Raw genomic sequence first — 25,178 nt, 5'->3', positions numbered from 1 at the left:
GTTCGGCAGGGAGCGAGCGCCGCCCATGCACGTGCCCCTCTACCAGGCCAAGGCGGACTTCTTCCGCATGCTCGGCCACCCCGTGCGCATCCGTGTCCTGGAACTGCTCCAGCACGGGCCCGTGCCGGTCCGCGACCTGCTCGCCGACATCGACATCGAGCCCTCCAGCCTCTCCCAGCAGCTGGCCGTGCTGCGGCGCTCGGGCATCGTCGTGTCCACCCGCGAAGGATCCACGGTGAGTTACGCCCTCGCCGGCGGTGACGTCGCCGAACTCCTGCGCGCCGCCCGCCGCATCCTCACGGAACTGCTGGCGGGCCAGAACCAGCTCCTGAGCCAGCTCCGGCAGGCCGACACCGCCGAGCCGGCAGCTCCCGCGACGGAAGGACTCCTCACCGATCGGGGCAGCCCTCGTCCGACCCTCTGACCCGCCATCCGGCTCCGTCGGTCACCTCGGCGGTGACCGCGTCCACCGACGGGCGGGTGAGGCGGTACGCGGCGGCGGCCGTGCAGATCATCTGCCGCGCCCCGGTGTCGCTCAACCTGTCCACGCCCGGCGGGAGTCCGATCGTCATCGTGCCGCCCGCCACGGTCACCGTCGGGGCGTCGGACGAGGAAGTGCCGGGCGCGTCGGCGGTGGCCGTGGGCAGGGGCGCGGAGGTCGCCGAGCCCGGCACCTCGGTGAACAGGCCGCCCACGCCCGCCTCCCCTTCCAGCGGCCCGGCCATCAGCAGCCGCAGGGCCGCCTCGGGCTCACCCGGCGCCTCGGTCGTGCGGGGCGTCGCGACGAGCCCGCCGTTCCTGTCGACGAAGTAGACCGGGGTCTGAGGCAGAGTCCCGCTGGCAGGGCCGCCGGCCTGCACCACCCCGGTCGCGGGGATCCCGCAGGAGGTGAGCGCGAGGAGCGCCAGCAGCGGGACGCGGCGCAGGGATTTCATGACGGACCCTCCTCGGGCGACTCGTCCCGCCGCAGCGGAAGTTCCACGGTGAAGACTGCGCCGCCCGCCGGGTGGTTGGCCGCGCGGACGGTGCCGCCGTGGATGCGGATGTTCTCGGCGGTGATGGCGAGGCCCAGTCCGCTGCCCTCGGAGCGGATCCGGGCGGTGTCCGACTTGTAGAACCGCTCGAAGACATGGGGCAGCACGTCGGGCGGGATGCCGGGGCCGCTGTCCCGTACCTCGATGACGGCCGCCGCGTCGCCGCCGCTCAGACGCACCCGTACCGGACGGTCGCCGTGCTTGAGCGCGTTGCCGACCAGGTTGGCGACGACCACGTCGAGGCGGCGCGGGTCGACGCGGCCGCGCAGGGCGTCGGGCGGGGGCAGTTCGGTGTCCACCGTGTCCGTCCAGCCGCGCGAGGCGAGGGTGCGGCGGATCGACTCGGCGAGGTCGATCTCGTATAGGTGCAGCACCGCCGCGCCCGCGTCGAAGCGGGAGATCTCCATCAGGTCGTCGACGAGGCGGGCGAGTTTGACGGTCTCCTCGCTGATGAGCCGGACCGCGGTGGCGGTGTCCGGATCCAGTCGGGCGGCGTCCTCGTCGAGGACGTCGGTCACCGCGGACATGGCGGCGAGCGGGGTCCGCAGTTCGTGCGAGACGTCGGCGGCGAAGCGGCGGGCCCGGGACTCCATGTCGCGGAGCTCCGCGACCGAGGCCTCCAGTGCGGCGGCCGTCTCGTTGAACGTGTGGGACAGGTCCGCGAGTTCGTCCGAGCCGTTGACCGCGAGCCGGGTGTCCAGGCGCCCTTGGGCGATCCTGCGGGTGGCGAGCCGCAGTTTGCGCACCGGCACCAGCACCCCGCGGGCGGCGAGCAGCGCGAGCACGACAGCGAGCGCGAGGGCGGCCACCATGGCCCGTTCCACGGCGGTGACCAGGGCGTCGACGTACGCCTGTTCCGTGGTCTGCGGCACGACGAGGAACACCTGGACGCCTGTGGCGGTGGGGGTGGTGTCCCGGCCGCCGAAGAGGATCGACATGCCGACGACGAGGGAGGTGCGGCCCTGGTCGCGCACCCGTTGGAAGACGGTGGCCCGGCTGGATCCGACGGCCTCCCGCAGAGCGGGCGTCACCTCGGTGAAGGGGTCTGCCGGTGCGGAGGAACCGCTGAGGTCCCCGTAGGTCACCAGCACCCGCCAGCTGCCCTGCGACTCGGTGGCGGCCATGTCGTGGGCGAACTCCCGCAGGGCCGGTTCGTCGGGGGGTACGGCGAGTTCGGCGGCGTGCTGGTTGAGCTGGGCCCGCAGCTGTCTGATGGTGGAATCCTGGCTCTGCTGGAGTACTCCGGTGCGCGCCTCCCGGAAGGTGAGGGCCCCGGTCGTGATGGCCGCGACGGTGGCGACGAGCCCGAAGGCCACCACCAGACGGGCACGCAGGCCCCGCAGCCGGCGTTTCCTCACGGCGCCGAGAAGCGGTAGCCGAAACCGCGCACGGTGTGGATGTAGCGGGGTGCGCGCGGTGGCTCGGACATCTTGGTGCGCAGTCGTTTGACGCAGGCGTCCACCAGGCGGGCGTCGCCGTGGTAGTCGTGCTCCCAGACCGCCTCCAGGAGCTGCTGACGGCTGAACACCTGGCCCGGTGAGGCGGAGAGGGTGAGCAGGAGCCGTAGCTCGGAGGGGGCGAGGGCGATCGGCTCGCCGTTCAGCGCGACGGTCAGGCCGGCCCGGTCGACGGCGAGGTCGCCGTAGGTGTCGATCTTCGGCAGGCCCCCGGCGCCGGGTGGGCCGCCCGCCGCCCGGCGCAGGACGGCCCGTATCCGGGCGTCGAGCACCCGGGCCAGTACGGGTTTGACGACGTAGTCGTCGGCGCCGGCCTCCAGACCGACAACGATGTCCACTTCGTCGCCGCGTGCCGTCGCCATGATGATCGGCAGGGTCTGGTCGACGGCCCGTATGCCCCGGCACACGTCGAGTCCGGTCATGCCGGGCAGCATCAGATCGAGGACGACGATGTCTGGGCGGAAGGCCCGCAGCCGGTCCATCCCCTCCTCGCCGGTCGCGGTGGCGTCGACGTCGTGGTTCTGGCGGCGCAGGGCCAGGGCGACGCCCTCCCGCACGGCGGGGTCGTCCTCGATCAGCAGTACACGTGACATGCGCACAGTATCCACAGGGCCAGGACCGCGAGGAGGGTTATCGGTTCGTTACCTTCCGGGCCAGGTCCGATCACATGGCGATCACATCGTGAACGACCGTGACAGCGCACAGACGAAACCCCGCCGGTCGCTCGCGCCGGAAGCGCTCCGAGCGGAGCGTGAAACGCCAACTGCTGGGCGGCCTGGCCGCGCTGGCGGCCTTCGCGGCCGTCGGCGGCACGGTGGTGGCGTGGCTGCCGTCCACTCCGGGACGAACCTCCGCGGCGCTCATGCCCGTTGAGAGTCCGAAGTCGCAAGAGACCGCCTCCGCACCGGAACCGGAAGAGCCCAGCGCGCCCCGCGGCCCCTCCGCGACCCCCCTGCCGCAGAGCGGTCCGGGGACCTTCGTCACCGCACCCGGCGGAAGCGGGCGGGTCGGCAAGGGCACACCGCTGCGCTACCGGGTCGAGGTGGAGAAGGGCATCAGCATCTCCCCCGAGGACGTCGCCGCCCAGGTGGAGCGGACCCTGGCCGACCCGCGGGGCTGGACGGCCGACGGCCACTCGGCGTTCCAGCGGGTGTCCGACGGCCCGACGGATTTCCGGGTCCGCCTCGCCACGCCGGCGACCGTCGACCGGATCTGCGCCGAGGGCGGCCTCGACACCGGCGGCACGGTCAACTGCAGCGTGAACCACAACGTGATGGTCAATCTCAGGCGCTGGGTCCTGGCCACCGAGTTCTACCGCGAGGACGTCGTCGGGTACCGCTCGCTGATCATCAACCACGAGGTGGGCCACTTCCTCGGCCACGGCCACGCCACCTGTCCCGGCAAGGGGCAGCCGGCCCCCGCGATGATGCAGCAGATCAAGGGCCTGCTCGGCTGCGTCCCCAATGTCTGGCCGTACGACAGCGACGGCCGTCTCCTCACGGGTCCCTCGGTCCCGTGACGCATTGATCCCCCAACTGTCAGGAGTTCAGATGGAGTTACGCGTACGCCACAGACATGCGGCCATGGCCGCGGGGGTGGCTTCCGCGGCCCTGGTCCTCGCCGGGCTCCCGGCCGGCGCCGGAGCCCTTGACGACGTCTCCACCGGGAGCACCCGTACGGCCTCCGCGGTGAAGACGGTCACGCTCGTCACCGGTGACCGGGTCCTGGTGGACGCCCTTGGCCAGGTCTCGGGAGTGGAGCGGGCACAGGGCCGGGAGAACATGCCGTTCTCGGTCCGGGTCGTCGCCGGGCACACCCGGGTCGTCCCCGGTGACGCCGAACTCCTGTTGGCACAGGGCACGTTGGACCCGCGACTGTTCGACGTCACCCAGCTGGTCAAGGACGGCTACGACGACGCGAACCGCTCCGACCTGCCGCTGATCGTCACGTTCCGCGGCAGGAAGGCGCCCTCGACCGGTCCCTTCACCGAGGCCGGGGCACGGATGGGCCGCCGGCTGCCCGTCGTCAACGGCAGGGCGATGCGCTCCGCGAAGAAGCGCGGCACCGGGTTCTGGAAGGCCGTGACCCACAAGTCCACGCGGGGCGCGGCGGAGTTCACCGCCGCGGCCGGGGTGGAGAAGCTGTGGCTCGACGGGAAGCGCCGGGCCTCCCTCGACAAGAGCGTCCCCCAGATCGGCGCACCGACCGCCTGGGCCGCGGGCTTCGACGGCAGCGGCACCAAGGTCGCCGTACTGGACACCGGAATCGACACCGGGCACCCCGACCTGGCGGGCAAGGTGGTCGCCGCGCAGGACTTCAGCGGCACCGGCACCACCACCGACGCGTTCGGCCACGGCACCCATGTCGCGTCCACCGTGGCGGGCAGTGGCGCCCAGTCCGACGGCAAGTACAAGGGGGTCGCGCCGGGCGCGCGGCTCCTGAACGGCAAGGTCCTGGACGACCAGGGCGGCGGCAGCGACTCCGGGATCATCGCCGGCATGGAGTGGGCGGTGGCCCAAGGCGCGGACGTCGTCAATCTCAGCCTCGGCGGGACCGACTTCCCCGGGGTCGACCCGATGGAGGAGGCCGTCAACCGGCTCTCGGCCGAGTCCGGCACCCTCTTCGTCATCGCGGCCGGCAACGAGGGCGAGTCCGGCGAGACGACCGTCGGCTCGCCCGGCAGCGCGGACTCCGCGCTCACCGTCGGCGCGGTCGACGGGTCCGACGCGCTCGCCGACTTCTCCAGCCGCGGCCCGCGGGTCGGCGACGGCGGGGTCAAGCCCGACCTGACCGCGCCGGGCGTCGCCATCACGGCCGCGTCCGCCGCCGGCAGCCTCCTGTCGCAGTGGTACCCCTCCGACATTCCCGGGTACCTCACGATCGAGGGCACCTCCATGGCCACCCCGCATGTCGCGGGCGCGGCCGCGCTCCTCGCCCAGCAGCACCCCGACTGGAGCGGTGAGCGCCTCAAGGCGGTGCTGACCGGTTCCGCGAAGCCGGGCGCGTACAGCTCCTACCAGCAGGGCACCGGACGGGTCGACGTGGTCCGGGCGCTGGACGAGAACGTCGTCACCGAGCAGGGGCCGGTCGACTTCGGCGTCCAGCAGTGGCCGCACGACGACGACAAGGCCGAGACCCGGCGGCTGACCTACCGCAACCTGGGCACCGAGCCGGTCACCCTCGACCTGTCCGTCGACGCCTACGCGGTGGACGGAAAGCCCGCCGCCGAGGGGATGTTCGCCGTCTCCCCGCGGCGGATCACCGTCCCGGCGGGCGGCGAGACACAGGCCGAGGTCACCGCGGACACCCGCGCCGGCACCGCGGACGGCAGCTTCGGCGGCTCGGTGACGGCCGCCTCCGCCGACGGCAGGATACGGGTGCGGTCCGCCGTGGGCGTGGTCCGCGAGGTGGAGTCGTACGACCTGACGCTCAAGCACATCGACGAGCAGGGCGCGGCGACGGGCGACGCCGTGACCTCCGTGGCGGGTCTCGTGGGCAACTTCTACGCCGACTACGCCGACGAACGGGACGGCGAGCTGACGGTACGGCTGCCCAAGGCCGACTACCTCCTGACCGGGGTGATCCACCCGGCGCTGTCCGCCCCCCGGCACGCCGTGCTGGTCCGGCCCAGGCTGCGGCTGGACCGGGACATGACGGTCACCGTGGACGCCCGGCAGGCGAAGCCGGTGGACATCACCGTGCCCGACCCGGCGGCCGTGAACAACGACGCCGTGGTCGCGGTCGGCTACGGGCGGGGCGAGGGCCGGGACGACGCCTCCCTGCAGTTCCTGCTGCCCACCTTCGCGGGCTCCCGGTTCGGGCGACTCGCCTCCGACGAGCCCGTGGCGGGGCTCACCTCCCTCTACTCCGGGAGGTGGGCCGGCAAGGACAAGCAGGGCAGGCCCGTCAACTATCACCTGGGCTGGTACCGGGAGGGCACCCTGGACGGCTTCACCGCGAACGTCCGGCGAGGGCAGCTGGCCAAGGTGGACCTCCAGGTCGGTGCGGCGGTCGGGGGCCGGCGCGTCCAGGCGGAGGTAACCGCGCATCTGCCGGACGGCAGACTGGTGAGCGGCCTCACCGACATGCGCGGGGACCTGCCGTACCGGAGCACCGAGTACATCCTCGACAACGGCGTGAAGTGGTCGGTGCGCACCTGGCAGCGCTGGGGCGAGGGCCCGGACGCCTCCTTCGAGGGCTTCCTGATGCGCATGCCGAGGACCTGGCAGGCCGGCCACACCTATCAGGAGCGCTTCGGTGTGGGGGTCTTCGGACCGGTCCTGGGCGGCCCCGGCGACCTCGGACCGGCCAGGGGCTTCCCCGGCCTCGGCCGCGACGGGAACACCCTCAGGGCCTACCTGCCGCTGTTCGGTGACGGCTCCGGGCACTGGGGCACCAGCGAGGCGACGTCGACGACGACCAGGCTGGAGGCGAACGGCAAGGAGATCGCCGACGACTACGGCGTCCCGCCGACCCTCGACCTCACGGAGTACACGCTTCCCGCCGAGGACACCGCGTACCGGCTGACGGTGGACAACACCCGTGACCCGGCCGTGTATCCGGTCAGCACCAGGGTCCACGCGGAGTGGACCTTCCGCTCGGCGAAGACCGCCGGGGGCGAGTTCGCCGCCGTGCCGCTGTCGACGGTCCGCTTCAGTCCCGACCTGACCCTCGCCAGTACCGCGAAGGCCGGCAAGCGGTTCGAGGTGCCCTTCACCGTCGAGGGCGCGGCAGCGGGTCAGCGCCCGGCGAAGCTCGCCTTCCAGGTGTCGTACGACGAAGGAAGGACCTGGCAGGCCGCCAGGTCGGTCGGCGGCACGCATCTGTCGCTCCAGCACCCGGCGACGGCGGGGTCCGTCTCCCTGCGCGCCGAGCTGACCGACCGCGCGGGCAACACCCTGACCCAGACGATCGAAAGGGCCTACCTGACCACCCCCTGAACCACCCGTGTAACGCACCTCTGCCCGGGACGGCCGCGTCGCCGTCCCGGGCAGAGGTGCGCCCGGGTCCGCGGGCCACCGGTCAGCAGCCGCAGGCGGTGGTGCCGCAGCAGGCGTCCGGAGAGGTGCCGGCCTTCTCGAGGGTGTCGGCGTCGGCCTTGACCACGTACACCTCCCACGGCTCCTTGCCCGGGCCGTGCACCCACACCTTGTCCTGCAGGGCGTAGCAGCAGGAGGTGTCGTTCTCCTCGAACGTGGCCAGGCCCGCCTCCTTCAGCCGGGCCGTGGCGGCGTTGACGTCCGCGGTGCCGGCGACCTCGACACCGAGGTGGTCCAGGCGGGTCTCCTCGCCGCTCTCCCCCTCGATGAGGACCAGCTTCAGCGGGGGCTCGGCGACGGCGAAGTTGGCGTACCCCTCGCGCCGCTTGGCGGGCTCGGTGCCGAAGAGCTTGGAGTAGAAGGCGATCGAGCCTTCCAGGTCGGCGACGCGCAGGGCCAGCTGGACTCGGGACATGGCGGTCTCCCATCCGGGACGATGCTGTATCGACGGATGTCGATACAGCCGAGGTTGCCACCTGGATCGACAGACGTCAACATAGAGGCATGTCGAAACAAGCTGATCTGCCGGTGCTCGGCCAGGACGAGGCGTGCTGCGCCCCGATGGTGCGCGAACCGCTGGGCGAGGTGGACGCGGCCGAGCTGTCGCGGATGTTCAAGGCGCTGTCGGACCCGATCCGGCTGCGGCTGCTGTCCCTCATCGCCTCCCACGAGGGCGGGGAGGCGTGCGTCTGCGACCTGACCGGCCCGTTCGACGTCTCCCAGCCGACCATCTCCCACCACCTGAAGGTGCTGCGCGAGGCCGGGCTGGTCGGCTCCGAACGACGGGGGACCTGGGTGTACTACTGGGTGCTCCCCGAGGCACTGGGCAGACTGTCCGCCCTCCTGGAGACACCGGCCGTCCCCGCCAAGGCCTCCGCGTGAACGCCTCGGTCCCGCTCGCACGGCGGGCGGCGGCCGAGGCGGTCGGCACGGCGGCGCTGGTGGCGGTGGTCGTCGGCTCCGGGATCCAGGCGAGTGAGCTGACCCGCGACATCGGCGTGCAGCTGCTGGCCAACTCCCTGGCGACCGTGTTCGGCCTGGGTGTGCTCATCGCCCTGCTCGGCCCCGTTTCCGGGGCGCATTTCAACCCCGTGGTGACTCTCGCCGCCTGGTTCGCCGGCCTCCGTACGGCCGACGGCCCCGGTCCCCGGGAGGTGGCGGCGTACGTGCCCGCCCAGGTCGCCGGGGCCATCGCCGGCGCGGTCCTGGCGGACGCCATGTTCGCCCGGCCTCTGGTGCACTGGTCGGCGCACGACCGGTCCGCCGGCCATCTGTGGCTCGGCGAAGTGGTCGCCACGGCGGGACTGGTCTGGCTGGTCCTCGGACTGGCGCGGGCAGGCCGTGCGCAGCTGGCACCGGTAGCGGTCGCCTCCTACATCGGCGCTGCCTACTGGTTCACCTCCTCCACCAGCTTCGCCAATCCGGCCGTGACGATCGGCCGGGCCTTCACCGACACCTTCGCCGGCATCGCCCCCTCCTCCGTGGCACCCTTCCTCGCCGCCCAGCTCGCCGGCGCGGGCCTCGGTCTCGTCCTGGTCGCCGTCACCTTCGGCCGCCCCACGCCGACGGCCGGGGACGAGGCCGTCGTCCCGCACGGCGATCGGCAGCTGCCCTCCCCCGCCCGGCCCGCCCGGCCCGCCCGCCCCGCAGAAGAAAGCACCGTCTCCTCATGAGCTCTCCCGCCGCCGTCCCCTCCGTGCTGTTCGTGTGCGTGCACAACGCCGGCCGCTCGCAGATGGCCGCCGCCTTCCTCAGCCGTCTCGGCGGGGACGGCGTCCAGGTCCGCTCCGCAGGTTCCGCTCCCGCCGACGCGGTGAACCCCGCCGTGGTGGAGGCCATGCGGGAGACCGGCATCGACCTCTCCGCCGAGACCCCGAAGATCCTCACCTCCGACGCCGTCCAGGCCTCCGACGTGGTCGTCACGATGGGCTGCGGGGACGCCTGCCCGTACTTCCCGGGCAAGCGGTACCTGGACTGGACGCTGGACGACCCCGCCGGGCAGGGCGTCCAGGCCGTCCGGCCGATCCGCGACGAGATCGAGCGGCGGGTGCGGGTCCTGCTGGCCGAACTCGGCGTCGAGGTGAGGGCGTGAGTGTCATGAGTGTCGTGGGTACGGCATCGGGGGCGCCGGCAGCCCAGTGACGGACCCGGGTACGCCGTTTCGACCGGGCGAGCTCGACCGCTCACAGGCCAAAGACCCGCCCGCCGGGTGGAGTTGGGCGCGGGCCCGCTCGCTCGACGGCGGGACGGGACCGGGCCGGTCCTCGCACCCGAGGAGCCGGCCGGCCCGTGGCTGCCGTGAGCCGGCCTACGCGCTGTCAGCCACCGCCGTGCTCGGGGCCGGGTCGCCCGGGGCGCCCGACCCGCCGAAGCGGATGCCCTTGGCCTCCTTGCCGACGGCGCTGAGCACGATCACCACGGCCAGGGCGGGCACCACGGTCCACGTCATCGCCGCCGGATAGCCGTGCCGCTCGGCGAGGGCTTCCTGGATCGGGAGGTTGAGGGCGGCGATCAGGTTGCCCAACTGGTAGGTGACACCGGGGTAGAAGCCGCGGATCGCGTCCGGGCTCATCTCGGTCAGATGCGCGGGGATGACACCCCAGGCCCCCTGGACGCACATCTGCATGAGGAAGGAGGAGAGCATCAGCCAGCCCACGGCCGTGGACAGCACGAAGAACGGCACCACGACCAGGCCCCCGGCCGCGGCGATCATGATGGTGCGGCGGCGCCCCAGCCGCTCGGAGAAGGCGCCGAGCAACGCGCCTCCGATGATGGCGCCGATGTTGTAGACGACGGCGATGGCGATGGAGGTGTCCGGGGACAGCCCCAGACCCTTCTTGACGAAAGTCGGGTAGATGTCCTGGGTGCCGTGCGACATCCAGTTGAACGCGGTCATCAGCGCCACGAGGTACACGAAGCGCTTCAGCACCGCCGGATCCCTGAACACCTGGTACGCGGGGGTGCGGTTGAGCTTGACGCTCTTCTCCCAGACCTCGCTCTCCTCCACGCGGGTCCGCACCCACAGGGCCACCAGGGCGGGCACCAGACTGAAGGCGAACAACCCCCGCCAGCCGAAGGCGGGTTCGATGACGAAGAACGCCACGGCGGCGAGCAGATACCCCAGCGAGTAGCCGCTCTGGAGCAGCCCCGACCAGAAGCCGCGCCGCTCGGCGGGGATCTTCTCCATCGCGAGGGCCGCGCCCAGACCCCACTCGCCGCCCATGCCGATGCCGTACAGCAGGCGAAGCACCAGCAGGACGGCGTAGTTGGGCGCGAAGGCGCAGGCGAATCCGACGATCGAGTAGAAGACCACGTCGACCATGAGCGGGAGCCGGCGGCCCCGGCGGTCGGCCCACAGGCCGAAGACGAAGGCGCCTACCGGCCGCATCACCAGGGTGGCGGTGGTGAGGAAGGCCATGTCGGTGAGGGAGACATGGAAGTCGTCGGCTATCTCGCTGTAGACGAGGACGACCAGGAAGTAGTCGAACGCGTCCATCGCCCAGCCCAGATAGGCGGCGACGAACGCGTTGCGCTGGTCCTTGGTGAGTCCCCTCGCCTGCTCTCGAACGGTCGTCAGCATGCCGGTCCTTCCCACGGTTCCGCAGGCGAGGCTAGGTCCGGGTGCCACGGCAGACAACGCATGCACGGGCAAAGCAACAGCCACAATTGTCCCAAGCCGAGGGCCGGTTCATCGGCCGGAGGCCCTCTACCCGCACGGGGTGCGGCCGGGCACACTGAAGCGTCGGCCACGCTGCGCGGACTCACCTCACCCTTCGCACCCGCACAGCGCGGCACAGCACGCAAGCACGGCACGCCCGGCGACCGCACAGGCGTGCCCCGCATCCGATCCACCGCTCCGGGGGGCCTCAGTGAGCAATGCGCGCCGTACCGACATCAGACGTCCACGGCTGATCGCCTCGGTGTTGAGCCTGCTGGTGGTGACCGCTGTCGCCGTGTCCGGCACCGGCGCCGCCGCGGCACCCCCGGCCGGCTCCGCACCCTCGACCGTCGCGGTGTCCAGCACGGCCTCGGCCGTGGCCGCCCTGGGCGTGGCCGGGACGTCCTGGGCCGTCGACCGGCGCACCGGACAGCTGCGGGTCTCCGCGGACTCCACGGTCGCCGAGGCCGACCTGTCCAGAATCCGGCAGGCCGCAGGGCGCTTCCCGGGCACCGCGACCGTCGAACGGCTCGACGGCCGGCTGCGCACCCTGGTGTCGGGCGGCGACGGCGTCCACGCCTCCGGTCTGCGCTGTTCGGCGGGGGTCAACGTGCGCGCCGGCTCCGCGTACTACTTCGTGACGGCCGGTCATTGCACCGACACCATGCCCACCTGGTACACCAGTTCCGCCCTGACCACGACGATCGGCCCCACGACCGTCACCAGCTTCCCCGGCGACGACTTCGGTGTGGTCCGGTACGCCAACCCGGCCGTACCGCACCCCGGCACCGTCGGAAGCGTCGACGTCACCGGGACCGCGACCGCCTACGTCGGCCAGAGCGTCTGCCGCCGGGGAGCGACCACCGGTGTCCGGTGCGGGGTGGTCACCGCACTGAACGCGACCGTCAACTACGGGGACGGCAGCACCGTCTCCGGGTTGATCCGGACCAACATCTGCGCCGAGCCGGGCGACAGCGGAGGCCCGCTCTACGCCGGCGACAAGGTCCTCGGCATCCTCTCCGGGGGCTCCGGGAACTGCACCACGGGAGGAACCACCTACTACCAGCCGATCCAGGAAGTGCTGAACACCTACGGCCTGTCCGTCTACTGACGGGACGCCGCCACGGGGGCTCCCCGCCCCCGCCCGTCCTTGCGTACCGGACAACTGTCCGGTGCGTTCCGAGCACCTCCGTGCGCGCCGACGACCTCTTCACCTGTGCCGCAGCGGCGGTGACCGGCGCCGCCGGGGAAACGGGGGTCTCCCGCCTGGTGGGGCTGTCCTCGTTCGGCGTGGGCGACACCTTCCGCTCGGCGAGCGTCGCGCAGAAGGTCATCCACCGCGACGCCGTCATCACGAGCTGACCCCTCGACGGGATCATCAGCCCTTCCCCGGCGCTCCCGCACGGAGCCCGTCCATGACGAGGTCCAGGAGCCGGGCACTCCGGGTCTGCCAGTCCCCGTGGGCATCGACCTGCCAGAGACCCGCGATGGCCAGGACGAAGTCGTCGGCGGTGACTCCCGGACGAATGGTTCCGGCCTCGTGGTTGGCGGCGAGCAGAGCCCCTATCGCCTCGACCACCAGCGCGTATCCCGGCTGGGCCGGTCCGTCCGTCGTACCCACGATCTGACGCATCGCGTCCGACAGGCCGACCTTGGTGACGGCGAAACGGGCGAGCTGGTCCATCCACTCCCGCAGGGCCTGGTCGGGCGCCTTGGTCCTGAGCAGTTCGGCCGCGGCGTCCGTGAGCAGGTGCACCTCGTGCCGGTAGACCTCCAGGACCAGCGCCTCACGGTTGGGGAAGTTGCGATAGAAGGTCCCCTGCCCCACCCCCGCCTTCCGGGCGATCGAACTCAGCGGGACGTCCTGGGCACGCGTCAGCTCGGCGAGCGCCACCTCCAGGATCCGCTCCCGGTTCCGCTGCGCGTCCGAGCGCTGCGGCCCGTCGTTGCTCGGCTCCACTCGCCGTCCTTCCCGGCCCACACCGGACAGCAGTCCGCTTGGCTCCACCATAGCGCCGGAGCGGTAGGGGTCAGGAACCGGCGAGGAAGGTGAGACGCACCTTGCGCCGCGGGTTGTCCTTGTTCGTGTCCACCAGGCAGACCGACTGCCAAGTCCCCAGCTCCAGCTGTCCGTTCACCACCGGCAGGGTGGCGTGCGGGGGCACGATCGCCGGGAGGACGTGATCGCGGCCGTGGCCGGGGCTGCCGTGGCGGTGCTGCCAGCGGTCGTCGGCCGGGAGGAGGGTGTGGAGGGCGGCCAGGAGGTCGTCGTCGCTGCCGGCGCCCGTCTCGATGATGGCGACGCCGGCGGTGGCGTGCGGGACGAAGAGGTTGAGGAGGCCGTCGCGGCCCGCGGCGATCTCCCTCAGGAAGGCCTCGCAGTCGCCGGTGAGGTCGACGACCCGCTCCGAGGAACCGGAGGCGACGTTCAGGACTCGAGTGGTGAAAGCGTCTGACATGCCACCATCCTCACCCCTCGCGCGGGATTCACTCGTCATAGCCGACTCATCCCGCGATACGGCGAGTCCAGTCCGCGAGACGCCATTGACCGTGGACACGCCGACTGGCTAGCTTCTGCCGCATGTTGCGTTCAGCCCTGCTCACCACGCGCGGTCACATCGACCTGCTGCGGGTGGCCTCCGCCGCGTGTCGCCGCGGCCGCTGACGCCCCTTCCTCCTTTTTCCCCACCCTCGCTCCGCTGACCCACGCGCGCACTGATCCGTGCCGTCCCGTGCGGTGGCGTCGAGGCGTGCCCTTCACCGGTCGCTCTCCCCCTCCCGTGGAGCATCATGAGCATCAGCCATGCCCCGCCCGGCTCTCCCGCGCCCGACATTCCGGAAACCTCCCCTCGGGATGCCGTAGAGCCCACCACTTCAGCCCTCACTCGCGCTCCCGATCCCGGTCTCGAACCCATCGTCCCGACCTCCTCCCGCCGCACCCGGGTCCCGCGCTGGCTGCGCCGCACCACGGGTCCGGTCCTGCTGCTGGCGTTGTGGCAACTCCTCAGCAGTACAGGGGTGCTGACCGCCGACGTGCTCGCCTCCCCCGGCCGGATCGCCCAGGTCGCGGGCGATCTGATCGCCGACGGTTCGCTTGCCTCGGCCATGACGACCTCGCTCCAGCGGGTCGCGGGCGGGCTGCTCCTCGGCACCCTGATCGGCACCGGACTCGCCCTCGTCTCGGGGCTGTTCCGGGTGGGCGAGGACGTCGTGGACGCACCCGTGCAGATGCTGCGGACCGTGCCGTTCGTCGGCCTGATCCCGCTGTTCATCATCTGGTTCGGCATCGGCGAGGCCCCGAAGATCGCGATCATCACCCTCGGCGTGACCTTTCCGCTCTACCTCAACGTCTACGCGGGCATCCGCGGTGTGGACGCGCAGTTGATCGAGGCCGGCGAGTCGCTCGGGCTCTCGCGGTGGGGGCTGGTGCGGCATGTCGTGCTGCCGGGCGCGCTGCCCGGCGCCCTGACCGGTCTGCGCTACTCGCTCGGCATCGCCTGGCTCGCGCTCGTCTTCGCCGAGCAGGTCAACGCGGACTCCGGCATCGGCTTCCTGATGGTGCAGGCACGGGACTTCCTGCGCACCGACGTCATCGTGGTCTGCCTGATCGTCTACGCCTTCCTCGGCCTGCTGGCCGACTTCGTCGTCCGCTCTCTCGAAAGGCTGCTGCTGCAATGGCGACCGACGTTCACCGGCCGGTGAACCCCCAGGTGACCGAGGTCTCCGGAACCGAGGCACCCCGGCCCGCGCGGGCCGTACGGGTTCAGGGCCTGACCCGCTCCTTCGACGGCCGGGCCGTCATCGACGACCTGCGACTGGACGTCCGGCCGGGCGAGTTCGTGGCCCTGCTGGGCCGCAGCGGATGCGGCAAGTCCACGCTGCTGCGCATTCTCGCGGGCCTCGACCGGGACATCGAGGGCACCGTCCTGGTCCCGCGCCGCAAGGCGGTCGCCTTCCAGGCACCCCGGCTGATGCCGTGGAAGAAGGTGTGGCGCAACGTCCTGCTCGGCCTGCCCGGCAAGCCGGACCGCACCGTCGCCGACCAGGCCCTTGAGGAGGTCGGCCTGAGCCACCGCGCGGACGCCTGGCCCAAGACCCTCTCCGGCGGCGAGGCCCAACGCGCCTCGCTGGCACGGGCGTTGGTGCGCGAACCCGATCTCCTGCTGCTGGACGAGCCGTTCGGCGCGCTCGACGCCCTCACCCGGATCAAGGCGCAGCGCCTGGTCGGTGAGTTGTGGCAGCGCCGCGGCTGCGCGGTGCTGCTGGTGACGCACGACGTCGAGGAGGCCGTCCTGCTCGCCGACCGGGTCCTCGTGATGGACGACGGGGTCATCGCGCACGAGCAGGAGATCGACCTCGCCCGGCCACGCGACATCGCCGATCCCCGGTTCGCGGAGATCCGCGGGCACCTCCTGGCCCGCCTGGGCGTCGACACCGCCGCCGAAGCCGCCTGAACTCCCCCACCCACAAGCCAAGTCCCACAGAACGGATCGTCATGCGACGTCGCCTCGCCCCCGCCGCACTCCTCCTCCCCCTCGCTCTTCTGCTCACCGCCTGCGGCGGGAACGCGTCCGCCGGCACCGACACCGACGGCAAGGGCTCCCTCACGCTGAACGTCGGTGACCAGAAGGGCGGTTCGGAGGCGATCCTGCGGGCCGCCGGGGAGCTCGACAACCTGGACTACAAGATCAAGTGGTCGACCTTCACCTCCGGCCCGCCGCTGCTCGAGGCCGTCAACGCCAAGGCCGTCGACATCGGCGGCGTCGGCAACACCCCGCCGGTGTTCGCGGCCGGCGCCGGCTCGAAGATCACGGTGGTGGCGGCCTGGCACGGCACGTCCAAGGGCGACGCCATCCTCGTACCGAACGGCTCCGGGCTGACCGATCCCGCACAGCTCAAGGGCAGGTCCGTCGCCGTGGCGCAGGGGTCCTCCGCCAACTACCAGCTGGTCGCCTCCCTGAAGCAGGCCGGGCTGAGCCTGGGCGACGTGAAGGTCAAGTACCTCCAACCGGCCGACGCCCTGGCCGCGTTCACCTCCGGCAAGGTCGACGCGTGGGCGGTGTGGGACCCGTACACCTCGCAGATCCTCCAGGCGAAGCAGGGGCGTGTGCTGACGACCGGGGACGGTGTCACCAACGGTCTGACCTTCCAGGTGGCGGCGCCGAGCGCGCTGAAGGACAAGAAGAAGGCCGCCGCGATCGCCGACTACCTGGAGCGGCTCCGGCGCGCCTACAAGTGGGTCTACTCCCATGAGCCGGAGTGGGCGAAGGTCTGGGCCAAGGAGACGGGGCTGCCCGAGGAGGTGGCGCTGGCCGCGGTGAAGCGGACGTACACCACCCGGGTCGCGGTGGCGGTGGACCGGCAGCTCATCGCCTCGGAGCAGCAGATCGCCGACACGTTCACCTCGCTGAAGCTGATCCCGGGGAAGGTGGACTTCGGGAAGTTCGTGGACACGCGGTTCAACGGCGATCTGCCCGCGTCGGTCTCCGCGCCCCGCCCCTCCGAGGACTGACACGGGAAGATCGGCGGCCTCACCACGGTTAGTAGAAACGTGAACGACATGCGTGAGATCGAGGTGGTCGTCGTAGGCGCTGGTCAGGCGGGTCTGTCCAGCGCCTACCACCTGCGCCGCACCGGTTTCGAGCCGGAGCGCGACTTCGTGGTCCTGGACCACTCCCCCGCCCCCGGCGGCGCCTGGCAGTTCCGGTGGCCGTCGCTGACGTACGGCAAGGTCCACGGCATGCACGCGCTGCCCGGGATGGAGCTCACGGGCGCCGATCCGCAGCGGCCGTCCTCGGCGGTGATCGCCGAGTACTTCACGGCGTACGAGCAAGCCTTCGACCTGCGCGTACGCCGCCCTGTCGACGTCCGCGCGGTGCGCGAGGGCGGCGGCGGGAGGCTGCTCGTGGAGACCTCGGACGGACTCTGGTCGACACGGGCGCTGATCAACGCGACCGGCACCTGGGACCGGCCGTTCTGGCCGCGCTATCCCGGCCAGGAGACCTTCCGCGGGCGGCAGTTGCACACCGCGCAGTACCCCGGGCCCGAGGCGTTCGCCGGGCTTCGGGTGGTCGTGGTGGGCGGGGGCGCCTCCGGCACCCAGCACCTCATGGAGCTCGCCCCGTACGCGGCCGCCACCACCTGGGTGACCCGGCGCGAACCCGTGTTCCGGGAGGGCCCGTTCACCGAGGACGTCGGCCGGGAGGCCGTGGCGCTCGTCGAGGAGCGGGTACGGCAGGGGCTGCCGCCGAGGAGCGTGGTGTCGGTGACCGGACTGCCGCTCAGCGACGCGGTCCGGCAGGCGATCGCGGACGGGGTCCTGGACCGGCAGCCCATGTTCGACCGGATCACGCCCGAGGGCGTGGAGTGGAACGACGGGCGGCGCGTGGACGCCGACGTGATCCTGTGGGCGACCGGGTTCCGGGCCGCCATCGAACACCTGGCCCCGCTGAAGCTGCGCGAGCCGGGTGGCGGGATCCGGGTCGAGGGCACGCGCGCGGTCGCCGACCCGCGGGTCCATCTCGTCGGCTACGGCCCGTCGGCGAGCACCATCGGCGCCAACCGCGCGGGCCGTGCGGCCGTACGGGAGATCAGACGGCTCCTGACGGCGGAACCCGTCGCTGTCTGATGCTCCGGCACGTCACCCCGCCCCGGCCGGGCTCCGCTGGTTCTTGTCGAACTCGGCCACATTGCGCCGGTGCTCCTCGAAGCTGTTCGTGAAGCGGGTGTCCCCCGGCTTCACCGTCACGAAGTACAGCCAGTCCCCCGGGGTCGGGTTGATCGCCGCGCGCATCGCGGCCTCACCCGGGTTGTCGATCGGGGTCGGCGGCAGGCCCATGCGCTGGTACGAGTTGTAGGGGCTGTCGATCTTGGTGTCGGCGCCGGTCGTCCGCAGGGTGGAGCGGTTCAGCGCGTAGTTGATGGTGGAGTCCATCTGCAACGGCATCCCGCGCTCCAGACGGTTGAAGACGACCCGGGCCACCTTCCCCATGTCGGCCTCGGTCGCCGCCTCGGCCTGGACGATGCTCGCGATGGTGACGGCCTGGTAGACGTTCAGCGCGTTGCGCTGGGCGCCGGCCGCGATGGGGGCGCCGTTGAACTTCTTGTTCGCGGTGTCGACCATGAACGAGAGCAGCGCCTCGGGCGTCGTCTTCCTCCCGCCCCGCTCCAGCGGGTACGTCGCCGGGAAGAGGTAGCCCTCCGGGTTGCCCTCCGCGTCGTTGGGCAGCTTGAGGTTCGCCTTGGCCAGGGACTTCTTGGCGGTTCCCGGCGGCTGCGCGAGGGCCTTGTCGACGGCGTCGTAGATCTGCCCGGCCCGCCAGCCCTCCGGGATCACCAGGGTCGTCGGCTCCCGCTCCCCCTCGCCCCGCAGGCTGAGCAGCGGCACCGCCACGGCGGTGCCGGCCACGACGGCCCCGGTCGCGATGAGGACGAGTCGGCCCCGGCGCGTCAGTCGAATCGTGCTCCGTGGCGGAGTGTTCCTGTACATGCGGGCACGGTAACCCGCATATCGTCACAAAACAGGCATATCTTCGGCTTGTCGGTTTTGGTGTCAGCTGGTCGGTTGCCGTTCAGCCCGTCGGTTCCAGCTGCGCGTCGCCCTGGGCCACGTCCAGCCGGGCGTCCCGGCGCACGAGCTCCGCGTACCGTCCCCGCCGCTCCAGCAGCTCCTCGTGCGTCCCGCGCTCGGCCACCCGGCCGGAGTCGAGGACCACGATCTGGTCGGCGTTGCGGATGGTGGACAGGCGGTGCGCGATGGTGAGCGTGGTGCGGTTGGCCGAGAGCGCGTCGATGGCCTGCTGCACGGCGTGCTCGGTACGGGTGTCCAGCGCGCTGGTCGCCTCGTCCAGGATGAGGACGGGCGGGTCTCGCAGAATGGTCCGCGCGATGGCCAGGCGCTGCTTCTCACCACCGGAGAACCGGTGTCCGCGCTCCCCGACGACCGTGTCGTACCCGTCCGGCAGCGAGGCGATGTGGTCATGGATCTGGGCCGCCCGCGCCGCCTGTTCGATCTCCTCGTCGGACGCGTCCGGCTTGGCGAAGCGCAGGTTGTCGGCGACCGAGGCGTGGAAGAGGTACGTCTCCTGCGAGACGACCCCGATGCCCCGCGCGAGGGTGTCGAAGTCGAGGTCGCGGACGTCGACGCCGTCCAGGGTGACCCGGCCGCCCGTCACGTCGTAGAGCCGCGGGACGAGATAGCCCAGCGTGGACTTGCCGGCGCCGGTCGGTCCGACGACCGCGAGACTGCTGCCCGCCGGGACGTCGATGTCGATGCCGTCGAGGACGGGGCCCCGCTTGTCGTCGTCGGCGTCGTACCGGAACTCCACCTTCTCCAGGCGCACCTCGCCCTTGACGCGGTCGAGGTGGACCGGGTTCTCCCGCTCGGTGATGTCGATCGGCAGGTCGAGGTACTCGAAGATGCGCTGGAAGAGCGCGAGGGAGGTCTGGATCTGGACGCCGGTCGACAGGAGGCTCACGGCCGGGCGGAACAGGCCCTGCTGGAGCGAGACGAAGGCGACGATGGTGCCGATGGAGATGTCCGGGCCGCCGGTCCGCAGGGCGAGGCCCGCGGTCCAGTAGATGACGGCGGGCATCGCGGACATCACGATCCCGATGACGGCCATGCGCCAGCGGCCGGCCATGTTCGACCGCACTTCGAGGTCGACCAGGCCCTCGGACTCGTCGGCGAAGGACCGGGTCAGCGAGTCGGAGCGGCCCATCGTGCGGCCGAGCAGGATGCCGCTGACGGAGAGCGACTCGGTGACGGTCGCGGCCATCGCGGCCATCTGCTTCTGCCGCTGGGTGGTGATCTTCTTGCGTTCGTTGCCCACCCGGCGGCTGATCCACACGAACACCGGGAGCAGCAGCAGTGAGACGACGGTCAGGCGCCAGTCGAGGGCGATCATCGCGACGATCGTGGCGATGACGCTGGTCAGGTTGGAGACCAGGGAGGTGGCCGTCGAGGTGACGGTGGCCTGCATGCCGCCGATGTCGTTGGCGATGCGGGACTGCACCTCGCCGGTGCGGGTGCGGGTGAAGAAGGCGAGCGACATGCGCTGCAGGCGGCCGTAGACCTCGGTGCGCAGGTCGTGCATGACGCGCTGGCCGACCGTCGTGGAGATCAGGGTCTGCAGGACGCCGAAGATGCCGGTGAGGACGGCGCTCAGGATCATGCCCAGGGCGAGCAGGCTGAGCAGGCCGGTGCGGCCCTCGGGGATGGCCACGTCCAGCGTTTCCTTCAGCAGGAACGGGGTGGCCACGGTGACGAGGGAGGCGGCGCCCACCAGCAGGCCGACGACGGCGAGCTTGGCGCGGTAGGGCTTGAAGAGACGGAGGATGCGGCGCACCTGACGGGGCTGGTCGGTCGAGGTGCCGGGCGCGGGGGTCCAGTCGATGTGATCGCGGGGCATGGTCTCCTACGGAAGGTGAGGTGGCGAGGACTGACGGAGCCTAGCTCATTGTTACCTATGCTCACAATGAATTAGGTCCTGATATTGTTCCCGCATGACCACGCCAGATTCCGACAGCCTGCTCGCCGAGCAGTTGCTCAGGCTCACGCGCCGGGTGCACCGCATCCAGAAGCGCCAGCTCCATGAGCGCGGTCTCGGCGTGACCCCGGCGCAGTCCCGGCTGCTGCGCACGCTCGCGCACTGGGAGACGCCGCCCCGCATGGCCGATCTCGCGGAGCGGCTGGAGGTGGTGCCGCGCGCGGTGACCACGCTCGTCGACGGGCTGGAAGCGGGCGGCAAGGTGCGCCGGGTGCCCGATCCGGCCAATCGCCGGGTGATCCGCATCGAGCTCACCGAGGACGGCGTGAAGACGCTCCGGGAGCTGCGGGACGTACGCAGGGCCGCGGCGGAGGAGATCCTCGCCCCCCTGTCGGGCGAACAGCGTGAGGTGCTGGGCCAGTTGCTGGACACCTTGGCGGACGGACCGTGCTGAACGGGGTGTGGCCACCACTTCGGTGAAGTGGTGGCCACACCCCGTTCGGGGACCGGCGTCAGCCGGCCTCGGGCACGGGCTCCTTGAGGGCCTCCGCCCGTACGGGTTCGTCCTCCGTGGCGGGTTCGGCCTCGCCGCCCAGCACCCTCTTCGCCCGGTCGATGTCCAGCGCCCCCTCCCAGCGGGAGACCGCGAACACGGCGACGCAGTTGCCGAGCAGGTTCGTCACGACGCGCATCGAGTCCATGATGCGGTCCACGCCGAGGAGCAGGGCGACCGCACCGGCCGGGATCGCGCCCAGCGAGGACGCCGTGGCGGACAGGGCGAGGAAGGCCGAGCCGGGGATGCCCGCCATGCCCTTGCTGGTCAGCATCAGCACCAGGACCACGGTGATCTGCTGGCCCAGGCTGAGGTCGACGCCCACCGCCTGGGCGATGAACAGCGTGCCGATGGAGAGGTAGAGCGAGGCTCCGTCCAGGTTGAAGGAGTAACCGGTGGGCAGTACCAGGCCCACGGCGTCGTCGCGGGCACCGGCCTTGCGCAGCTTCTGCATCACGCGCGGCATGACGGACTCGGTGGACGCGGTGCCGAGCGCGAGCAGCATCTCCTCGCGGATGTAGCGCAGGAACTTCCAGAGACTGAGCCCGGTGAGCGCCTTGAGCGCGACGGCGAGCAGGGCGATGAAGAGCGCGGCGGCCGCGTAGCACAGGATGATCAGCTTGGCGTAGGTCTCGATGACGCCGAGGCCGTACTGGCCGATCAGGACGGCCATCGCGCCGAACACCGCGATCGGCGCGAGGCGCATCACGAAGCCGACGATCGCGAAGATGATCTCCTGGGCCTGCTCGATGGCGGGCAGCACCTGGGGGACCTTGGTGTGCCCGAGGTGCAGCAGCGCGGCGCCCACCAGACAGGCCAGGATGAGCACCTGGAGCAGGGAGTTCTCGGCGAAGGCGCCGATGAAACTGGTGGGCAGCGCGTTGACGACGAACTCGGTCGTCGAGGGCAGGTGCCCACCGCCCGTCTTGGCGTCGACGGCGGCGCTGTCGAGCGTGGCCGGGTCGACGTGCATCCCCGAGCCGGGTTGGACGAGGTTGGCGGCGAGCAGCCCGATGATCAGCGCGAGGGTGCTCGCGACCTCGAACCAGATCAGCGCCTTGAGCCCGATCCGGCCGAACGCCTTCAGATCACCGGCCTTGGCGATGCCGACGACGACCACGCAGAACACGAGCGGCGAGATGATCGTCTTGATGAGCCGGGTGAAGCCGTCGCCGAGCGGCTGGAGGTCCGAGGCGAAGCCGGGCCACAGCTTTCCGACGAGGATGCCGAGCACGAGCGCGCAGGCGACCTGCGCGAAGAGAGAGGTACGCAGTATGCGTGCGACGCGTCGCGGCGACGACGGGACGGACGGCGGCACGAGCACTCCTTGAGCGAGGGGGGACACGCGGAAGCCCGGGGGAGACTTCTGCGATACGGAAAGCGGCTTCCGTGGCGATCACTCTGGAGGGATCGTTGATCACGCGCGCAACCGTCGCGTTTCAGCCGGGTAAATCACGCTGCCTGTGACGCATCGCACACAACGTCCCTCAGCAGCCCTCGCGTTCCCGGATCAGCACCCCCTGGGCGGTGCCGACGGACCGGTCGTGGCAGCCGGCCGAACCGCGGATCCGGTAGCGCTCGCTCGTCGTTCCGACCGCGTGCCGCTGGTCGCGCGGGACGTTGATCGTGTACGTGGCGTCGCCCGCGTAGGTGTCGTCGAGCCGGTACCACCCCGTGCGACGGCCCGACCGGGTCACCGTGACCTCGGCACGGTCACCGAGGGTCAACCGGGTGCGCAGCCGGTCGCCCGCGCCGATGGTGGTCGTGCCGTCCATCGTGTACGTGCGGTGGGTGCGGGTGGTCCGGGCCGGGCCCCGGCCGTCGACGGTGACCGACTCGTCGTCCGTCCAGGTCGCCTTGAGGGCGTCGGGGTTCTCGCCGTCGGCCCAGCGGTGCGTGGAGGTGTTCGCCAGCGAGCGGCGGACGGTGGTGGTGACACGGCCGTGCGAGGTGTCGACGTATCCGGCGACGGTGAGCCGGTGATCACCCTCGGTGTCCACACGGTGTTCCGAACCGGGTGTGTACGTCGAGGAGTCGGCGAGCTCGCCGGCCGTGTGAGCGGTGAGCCTCCCGGTGACGTGCGCGCGCCCGGCGTCCTGCCAGACGAGGACGTTCACGGGAGTGCTCCAGCCGGCCTGCCCCTCGGGGACGCCGACGACCGCGACGTCCACGCGGTGCGCCCGCCCGTCGTTGAGGAGGCCGGCGAAGGGGGTCAGGTCGTATTCGATCGGCTTGATGTCGAAGGCGCGGGGGCCCGGGACGACGTACCAGAGAAAGGGATTGGACCAGCCACCGGTCCACACGGTCGGGAACGGCGCGGCGATGCCGGCGAGTCGGCCGTCGACCTTGATCTGCACCTCGCGGTAGGGGCCGTTGTCGGCCTGGCAGGAGTACGGCGCGTTCGACGGCACCGTCAGGTACCAGTACTCCTCGCAACCGCCGCCCGAACCGGTGGCGTACACCTCGGCGACGATGCGCTCGCTGTTGCGCGGGGTGGTGAGGGTGTTGTCGTGGAGCGTCAGCACGCGGTCCGGCGCCTGCGCCGCGCGCCCCTCGTAGAACGTGAGCGTGACCTTCACGTCGATGATCCCGGTGTACGTGTCGTCGACGACGTTCCCGATGAGCATCTCGACGTCGTGGCGGGCGCGGAGGGTGTCGCTGTAGCGCGTGACGTCCTTCTCGACGGACCACTCGATGCCGTCGGGCGAGGGCTGCGGTGTGGACGTACGGAAGATCTCGACCCCGCCGACATGCAGGTACCCGAGCCGGTCGAACTGCCGTCCCTTGACCTTGCCGTCCATGCGGAGCACGACCTTGCTCCAGCGGTCGCCGCAGCCCTCGGGCGGGGTGTAGGTGCCGGTGTACGGGGTGAAGTCGCGGAACTGCGCTTCGGCGAGGGTGACTCGGCAGGACGCGCCCGGGGGCCTGGTCACGGGCGGCGCCGCGGTGACCGGGTCGTGCCAGTCACTGCCGAACTCCGCGGGGACGTCGGCCGGTCGGGCCTGCGGGGACCGCGCCTCGGCGGGCTGGGCGGGCGTCGCTCCGAGCAGGGTGCCCGCCAGGAGGGTCGCTCCTGCGAGCATGGACATGACGATCCGTCTCTTCATGGCCGTGTTCTACGGGGAGTCGGCCGTCTCCCGCAATGACGCCTCCCCCAGGGGCCTCAGGCCCGCAGGTCCACCCTGTCCCCCATCACCACCACAGGATGCCGGTCCGGATCGAGCGTGCGCAGCAGATACCGCATCGCCGGCCTGGACACGCTGACACAGGCCGACGTACCGCTGCCGTGGTCCAGGTGCAGCCAGATGCCACCGCCCTCGGAGTAACCCCGGGGCCGGGTCTGGTTGTTCGGCGGGGTCCCCAGGACCCGGTTGTAGTCGATCGCGACGACGTAGTCGAAGTCGTGCCAGTAGGACCTGGGCCACCAGCGCGGGACCGCCATGGCGGCGGACCTCGTGTACGGCAGCCGGGCCCCGGGGTCCGGGAGCACACCGCCCGCGTCGCTCAGCGTGAACACGCCGACGGGGCTGCGCCGGTCGCCCTCGCGGTGATCGGTGGTCCAGCCCTTGCTGCCGTTGTGCGCGGGCCAGTCGCGGACCCGGTCCCAGACGGAACCGCGCCTGGTGTAGAGCACCACGGTGGCGTCCGGGGAGTCCTTGCCGTCTCCGTAGACCACGACGACCTGGCGGGAGGCCTCGGGGATGCGGCGCTGGAGGCGGTCACCCACGCCGGGGATACGGGTCGGTCGGTGTGCCGGTTTGTCGGCGGAGCCGTCGACGGCCCGGGCGCGGGGGCCGCCGGGGGCCGCCGGTCCCGGCCCGCCGCAGCCCCCCAGGGGGATCAGCAGTGCTCCCAGGACCGTCGTCGTGACCACGGCACGCCGTGCTCCGGTGCCTCGCATCGCTCCATGGTCGCACCGCGGTCCCGGCGGCGCAGACGCGCACAGCGC

The 25,178-nt window shown here is 71.5% G+C and carries 26 protein-coding genes; 14 read left to right on the top strand and 12 right to left on the bottom strand.

Translation table 11 applies throughout. The features are described from left to right. Positions 1-25 precede the first annotated feature (25 nt). A complete protein-coding gene (locus tag AQI94_RS18045) occupies positions 26-424 on the top strand; it encodes an ArsR/SmtB family transcription factor (RefSeq protein WP_031049366.1) in 399 nt (132 codons plus the stop codon). On the opposite strand, the gene AQI94_RS18040 is transcribed toward AQI94_RS18045, so the two are convergent. From AQI94_RS18040 to AQI94_RS18030, 3 genes are read right to left on the bottom strand one after another with little or no spacing between them, the layout of a single operon-like run. Further along, a complete protein-coding gene (locus AQI94_RS18040) occupies positions 390-935 on the bottom strand; it encodes a hypothetical protein (RefSeq protein WP_031049368.1) in 546 nt (181 codons plus the stop codon). The genes AQI94_RS18045 and AQI94_RS18040 overlap by 35 nt on opposite strands. Beyond that, the gene (locus tag AQI94_RS18035; RefSeq protein ID WP_225890210.1) at positions 932-2,392 is read right to left on the bottom strand and encodes a sensor histidine kinase; all 1,461 of its coding nucleotides are present in this window, start codon (positions 2,390-2,392) and stop codon (positions 932-934) included. The genes AQI94_RS18040 and AQI94_RS18035 overlap by 4 nt, the downstream gene beginning before the upstream one ends. Beyond that, on the bottom strand, positions 2,389-3,084 hold the full coding sequence (locus AQI94_RS18030) for a response regulator transcription factor (RefSeq protein ID WP_031049372.1): 696 nt from the start codon (positions 3,082-3,084) through the stop codon (positions 2,389-2,391). The genes AQI94_RS18035 and AQI94_RS18030 overlap by 4 nt, the downstream gene beginning before the upstream one ends. Before the next feature lie 158 nt (positions 3,085-3,242). Here AQI94_RS18030 and AQI94_RS18025 point away from each other — a divergent pair, with 158 nt between their 5' ends. Beyond that, the gene (locus tag AQI94_RS18025; protein ID WP_051832403.1) at positions 3,243-4,010 is read left to right on the top strand and encodes a DUF3152 domain-containing protein; all 768 of its coding nucleotides are present in this window, start codon (positions 3,243-3,245) and stop codon (positions 4,008-4,010) included. 64 nt (positions 4,011-4,074) lie between these two features. Continuing rightward, positions 4,075-7,431: a S8 family serine peptidase gene (locus AQI94_RS18020; protein ID WP_031049376.1), complete on the top strand. Its 3,357-nt coding sequence runs from the start codon at positions 4,075-4,077 to the stop codon at positions 7,429-7,431. 82 nt (positions 7,432-7,513) lie between these two features. Here the strand turns inward: AQI94_RS18020 and AQI94_RS18015 are convergent, their stop codons facing one another. After that, positions 7,514-7,945, bottom strand: coding sequence for an ArsI/CadI family heavy metal resistance metalloenzyme (locus AQI94_RS18015; RefSeq protein WP_031049378.1), 432 nt, complete (start codon positions 7,943-7,945; stop codon positions 7,514-7,516). 89 nt (positions 7,946-8,034) lie between these two features. Here AQI94_RS18015 and AQI94_RS18010 point away from each other — a divergent pair, with 89 nt between their 5' ends. From AQI94_RS18010 to AQI94_RS18000, 3 genes are read left to right on the top strand one after another with little or no spacing between them, the layout of a single operon-like run. Then, positions 8,035-8,412, top strand: coding sequence for an ArsR/SmtB family transcription factor (locus tag AQI94_RS18010; protein WP_031049381.1), 378 nt, complete (start codon positions 8,035-8,037; stop codon positions 8,410-8,412). Further along, the gene (locus tag AQI94_RS18005) at positions 8,409-9,203 is read left to right on the top strand and encodes an aquaporin (RefSeq protein WP_062229813.1); all 795 of its coding nucleotides are present in this window, start codon (positions 8,409-8,411) and stop codon (positions 9,201-9,203) included. Before AQI94_RS18010 ends, AQI94_RS18005 begins: the two co-directional genes overlap by 4 nt. Next, positions 9,200-9,622 carry an arsenate reductase ArsC gene (locus AQI94_RS18000; RefSeq protein WP_031060681.1) on the top strand — a complete coding sequence of 141 codons (423 nt, stop codon included), beginning with the start codon at positions 9,200-9,202 and terminating at the stop codon, positions 9,620-9,622. The genes AQI94_RS18005 and AQI94_RS18000 overlap by 4 nt, the downstream gene beginning before the upstream one ends. Before the next feature lie 216 nt (positions 9,623-9,838). On the opposite strand, the gene AQI94_RS17995 is transcribed toward AQI94_RS18000, so the two are convergent. Continuing rightward, positions 9,839-11,110: an MFS transporter gene (locus AQI94_RS17995; RefSeq protein WP_031060678.1), complete on the bottom strand. Its 1,272-nt coding sequence runs from the start codon at positions 11,108-11,110 to the stop codon at positions 9,839-9,841. A gap of 289 nt (positions 11,111-11,399) precedes the next feature. Here AQI94_RS17995 and AQI94_RS17990 point away from each other — a divergent pair, with 289 nt between their 5' ends. Together AQI94_RS17990 and AQI94_RS42850 are read left to right on the top strand one after the other, a co-directional pair. Further along, positions 11,400-12,299: a S1 family peptidase gene (locus tag AQI94_RS17990; RefSeq protein ID WP_031060675.1), complete on the top strand. Its 900-nt coding sequence runs from the start codon at positions 11,400-11,402 to the stop codon at positions 12,297-12,299. Between the two features lie 80 nt (positions 12,300-12,379). Continuing rightward, complete coding sequence (locus tag AQI94_RS42850; RefSeq protein WP_391268988.1) at positions 12,380-12,550, top strand: hypothetical protein; 171 nt, start codon at positions 12,380-12,382, stop codon at positions 12,548-12,550. 16 nt (positions 12,551-12,566) lie between these two features. On the opposite strand, the gene AQI94_RS17985 is transcribed toward AQI94_RS42850, so the two are convergent. Together AQI94_RS17985 and AQI94_RS17980 are read right to left on the bottom strand one after the other, a co-directional pair. Beyond that, positions 12,567-13,148 (bottom strand): TetR/AcrR family transcriptional regulator, encoded by a 582-nt coding sequence (locus AQI94_RS17985; protein ID WP_031060673.1) that lies wholly within the window; start codon positions 13,146-13,148, stop codon positions 12,567-12,569. Between the two features lie 70 nt (positions 13,149-13,218). Further along, positions 13,219-13,647 carry a YjbQ family protein gene (locus AQI94_RS17980; protein WP_031060669.1) on the bottom strand — a complete coding sequence of 143 codons (429 nt, stop codon included), beginning with the start codon at positions 13,645-13,647 and terminating at the stop codon, positions 13,219-13,221. Between the two features lie 122 nt (positions 13,648-13,769). Here AQI94_RS17980 and AQI94_RS46565 point away from each other — a divergent pair, with 122 nt between their 5' ends. The 5 genes from AQI94_RS46565 (at position 13,770) to AQI94_RS17960 (ending at position 17,816) form a co-directional block, all read left to right on the top strand. Next, a complete protein-coding gene (locus AQI94_RS46565; protein WP_313884353.1) occupies positions 13,770-13,853 on the top strand; it encodes a putative leader peptide in 84 nt (27 codons plus the stop codon). Positions 13,854-13,978: 125 nt separating this feature from the next. Continuing rightward, positions 13,979-14,890, top strand: coding sequence for an ABC transporter permease (locus AQI94_RS17975; RefSeq protein WP_031060666.1), 912 nt, complete (start codon positions 13,979-13,981; stop codon positions 14,888-14,890). Continuing rightward, on the top strand, positions 14,863-15,642 hold the full coding sequence (locus tag AQI94_RS17970) for an ABC transporter ATP-binding protein (protein WP_031060653.1): 780 nt from the start codon (positions 14,863-14,865) through the stop codon (positions 15,640-15,642). Before AQI94_RS17975 ends, AQI94_RS17970 begins: the two co-directional genes overlap by 28 nt. A gap of 41 nt (positions 15,643-15,683) precedes the next feature. Next, positions 15,684-16,700: an ABC transporter substrate-binding protein gene (locus AQI94_RS17965; protein ID WP_031060650.1), complete on the top strand. Its 1,017-nt coding sequence runs from the start codon at positions 15,684-15,686 to the stop codon at positions 16,698-16,700. A 39-nt stretch (positions 16,701-16,739) separates the two neighbouring features. Beyond that, entirely contained in the window at positions 16,740-17,816 is a 1,077-nt protein-coding gene (locus AQI94_RS17960) for an NAD(P)-binding domain-containing protein (protein ID WP_031060646.1), read from the top strand. A 12-nt stretch (positions 17,817-17,828) separates the two neighbouring features. Here the strand turns inward: AQI94_RS17960 and mltG are convergent, their stop codons facing one another. Together mltG and AQI94_RS17950 are read right to left on the bottom strand one after the other, a co-directional pair. Continuing rightward, entirely contained in the window at positions 17,829-18,677 is an 849-nt protein-coding gene (gene mltG, locus AQI94_RS17955; protein WP_031060644.1) for an endolytic transglycosylase MltG, read from the bottom strand. A gap of 82 nt (positions 18,678-18,759) precedes the next feature. Then, on the bottom strand, positions 18,760-20,598 hold the full coding sequence (locus AQI94_RS17950) for an ABC transporter ATP-binding protein (RefSeq protein ID WP_031060641.1): 1,839 nt from the start codon (positions 20,596-20,598) through the stop codon (positions 18,760-18,762). A 94-nt stretch (positions 20,599-20,692) separates the two neighbouring features. Between AQI94_RS17950 and AQI94_RS17945 the strand changes: the two genes are divergently transcribed. Next, positions 20,693-21,130: a MarR family winged helix-turn-helix transcriptional regulator gene (locus tag AQI94_RS17945; RefSeq protein ID WP_031060639.1), complete on the top strand. Its 438-nt coding sequence runs from the start codon at positions 20,693-20,695 to the stop codon at positions 21,128-21,130. Positions 21,131-21,188: 58 nt separating this feature from the next. Here the strand turns inward: AQI94_RS17945 and AQI94_RS17940 are convergent, their stop codons facing one another. From AQI94_RS17940 to AQI94_RS17930, 3 genes are all read right to left on the bottom strand, one after another. Then, positions 21,189-22,547, bottom strand: coding sequence for a cation:dicarboxylate symporter family transporter (locus AQI94_RS17940; protein WP_037945362.1), 1,359 nt, complete (start codon positions 22,545-22,547; stop codon positions 21,189-21,191). 169 nt (positions 22,548-22,716) lie between these two features. After that, positions 22,717-24,336: a peptide-N4-asparagine amidase gene (locus AQI94_RS17935; protein WP_062229812.1), complete on the bottom strand. Its 1,620-nt coding sequence runs from the start codon at positions 24,334-24,336 to the stop codon at positions 22,717-22,719. Positions 24,337-24,392: 56 nt separating this feature from the next. After that, on the bottom strand, positions 24,393-25,130 hold the full coding sequence (locus tag AQI94_RS17930) for a L,D-transpeptidase family protein (protein WP_062229811.1): 738 nt from the start codon (positions 25,128-25,130) through the stop codon (positions 24,393-24,395). Between the last annotated feature and the right edge of the window lie 48 nt (positions 25,131-25,178).

The sequence above is a fragment of the Streptomyces pseudovenezuelae genome (assembly GCF_001513955.1).
Taxonomy (GTDB): Bacteria; Actinomycetota; Actinomycetes; order Streptomycetales; family Streptomycetaceae; genus Streptomyces; species Streptomyces pseudovenezuelae.
The sequence above is the reverse complement of the archived record's forward strand: the minus strand, read 5'-3'. Positions and strand labels throughout refer to the sequence as shown.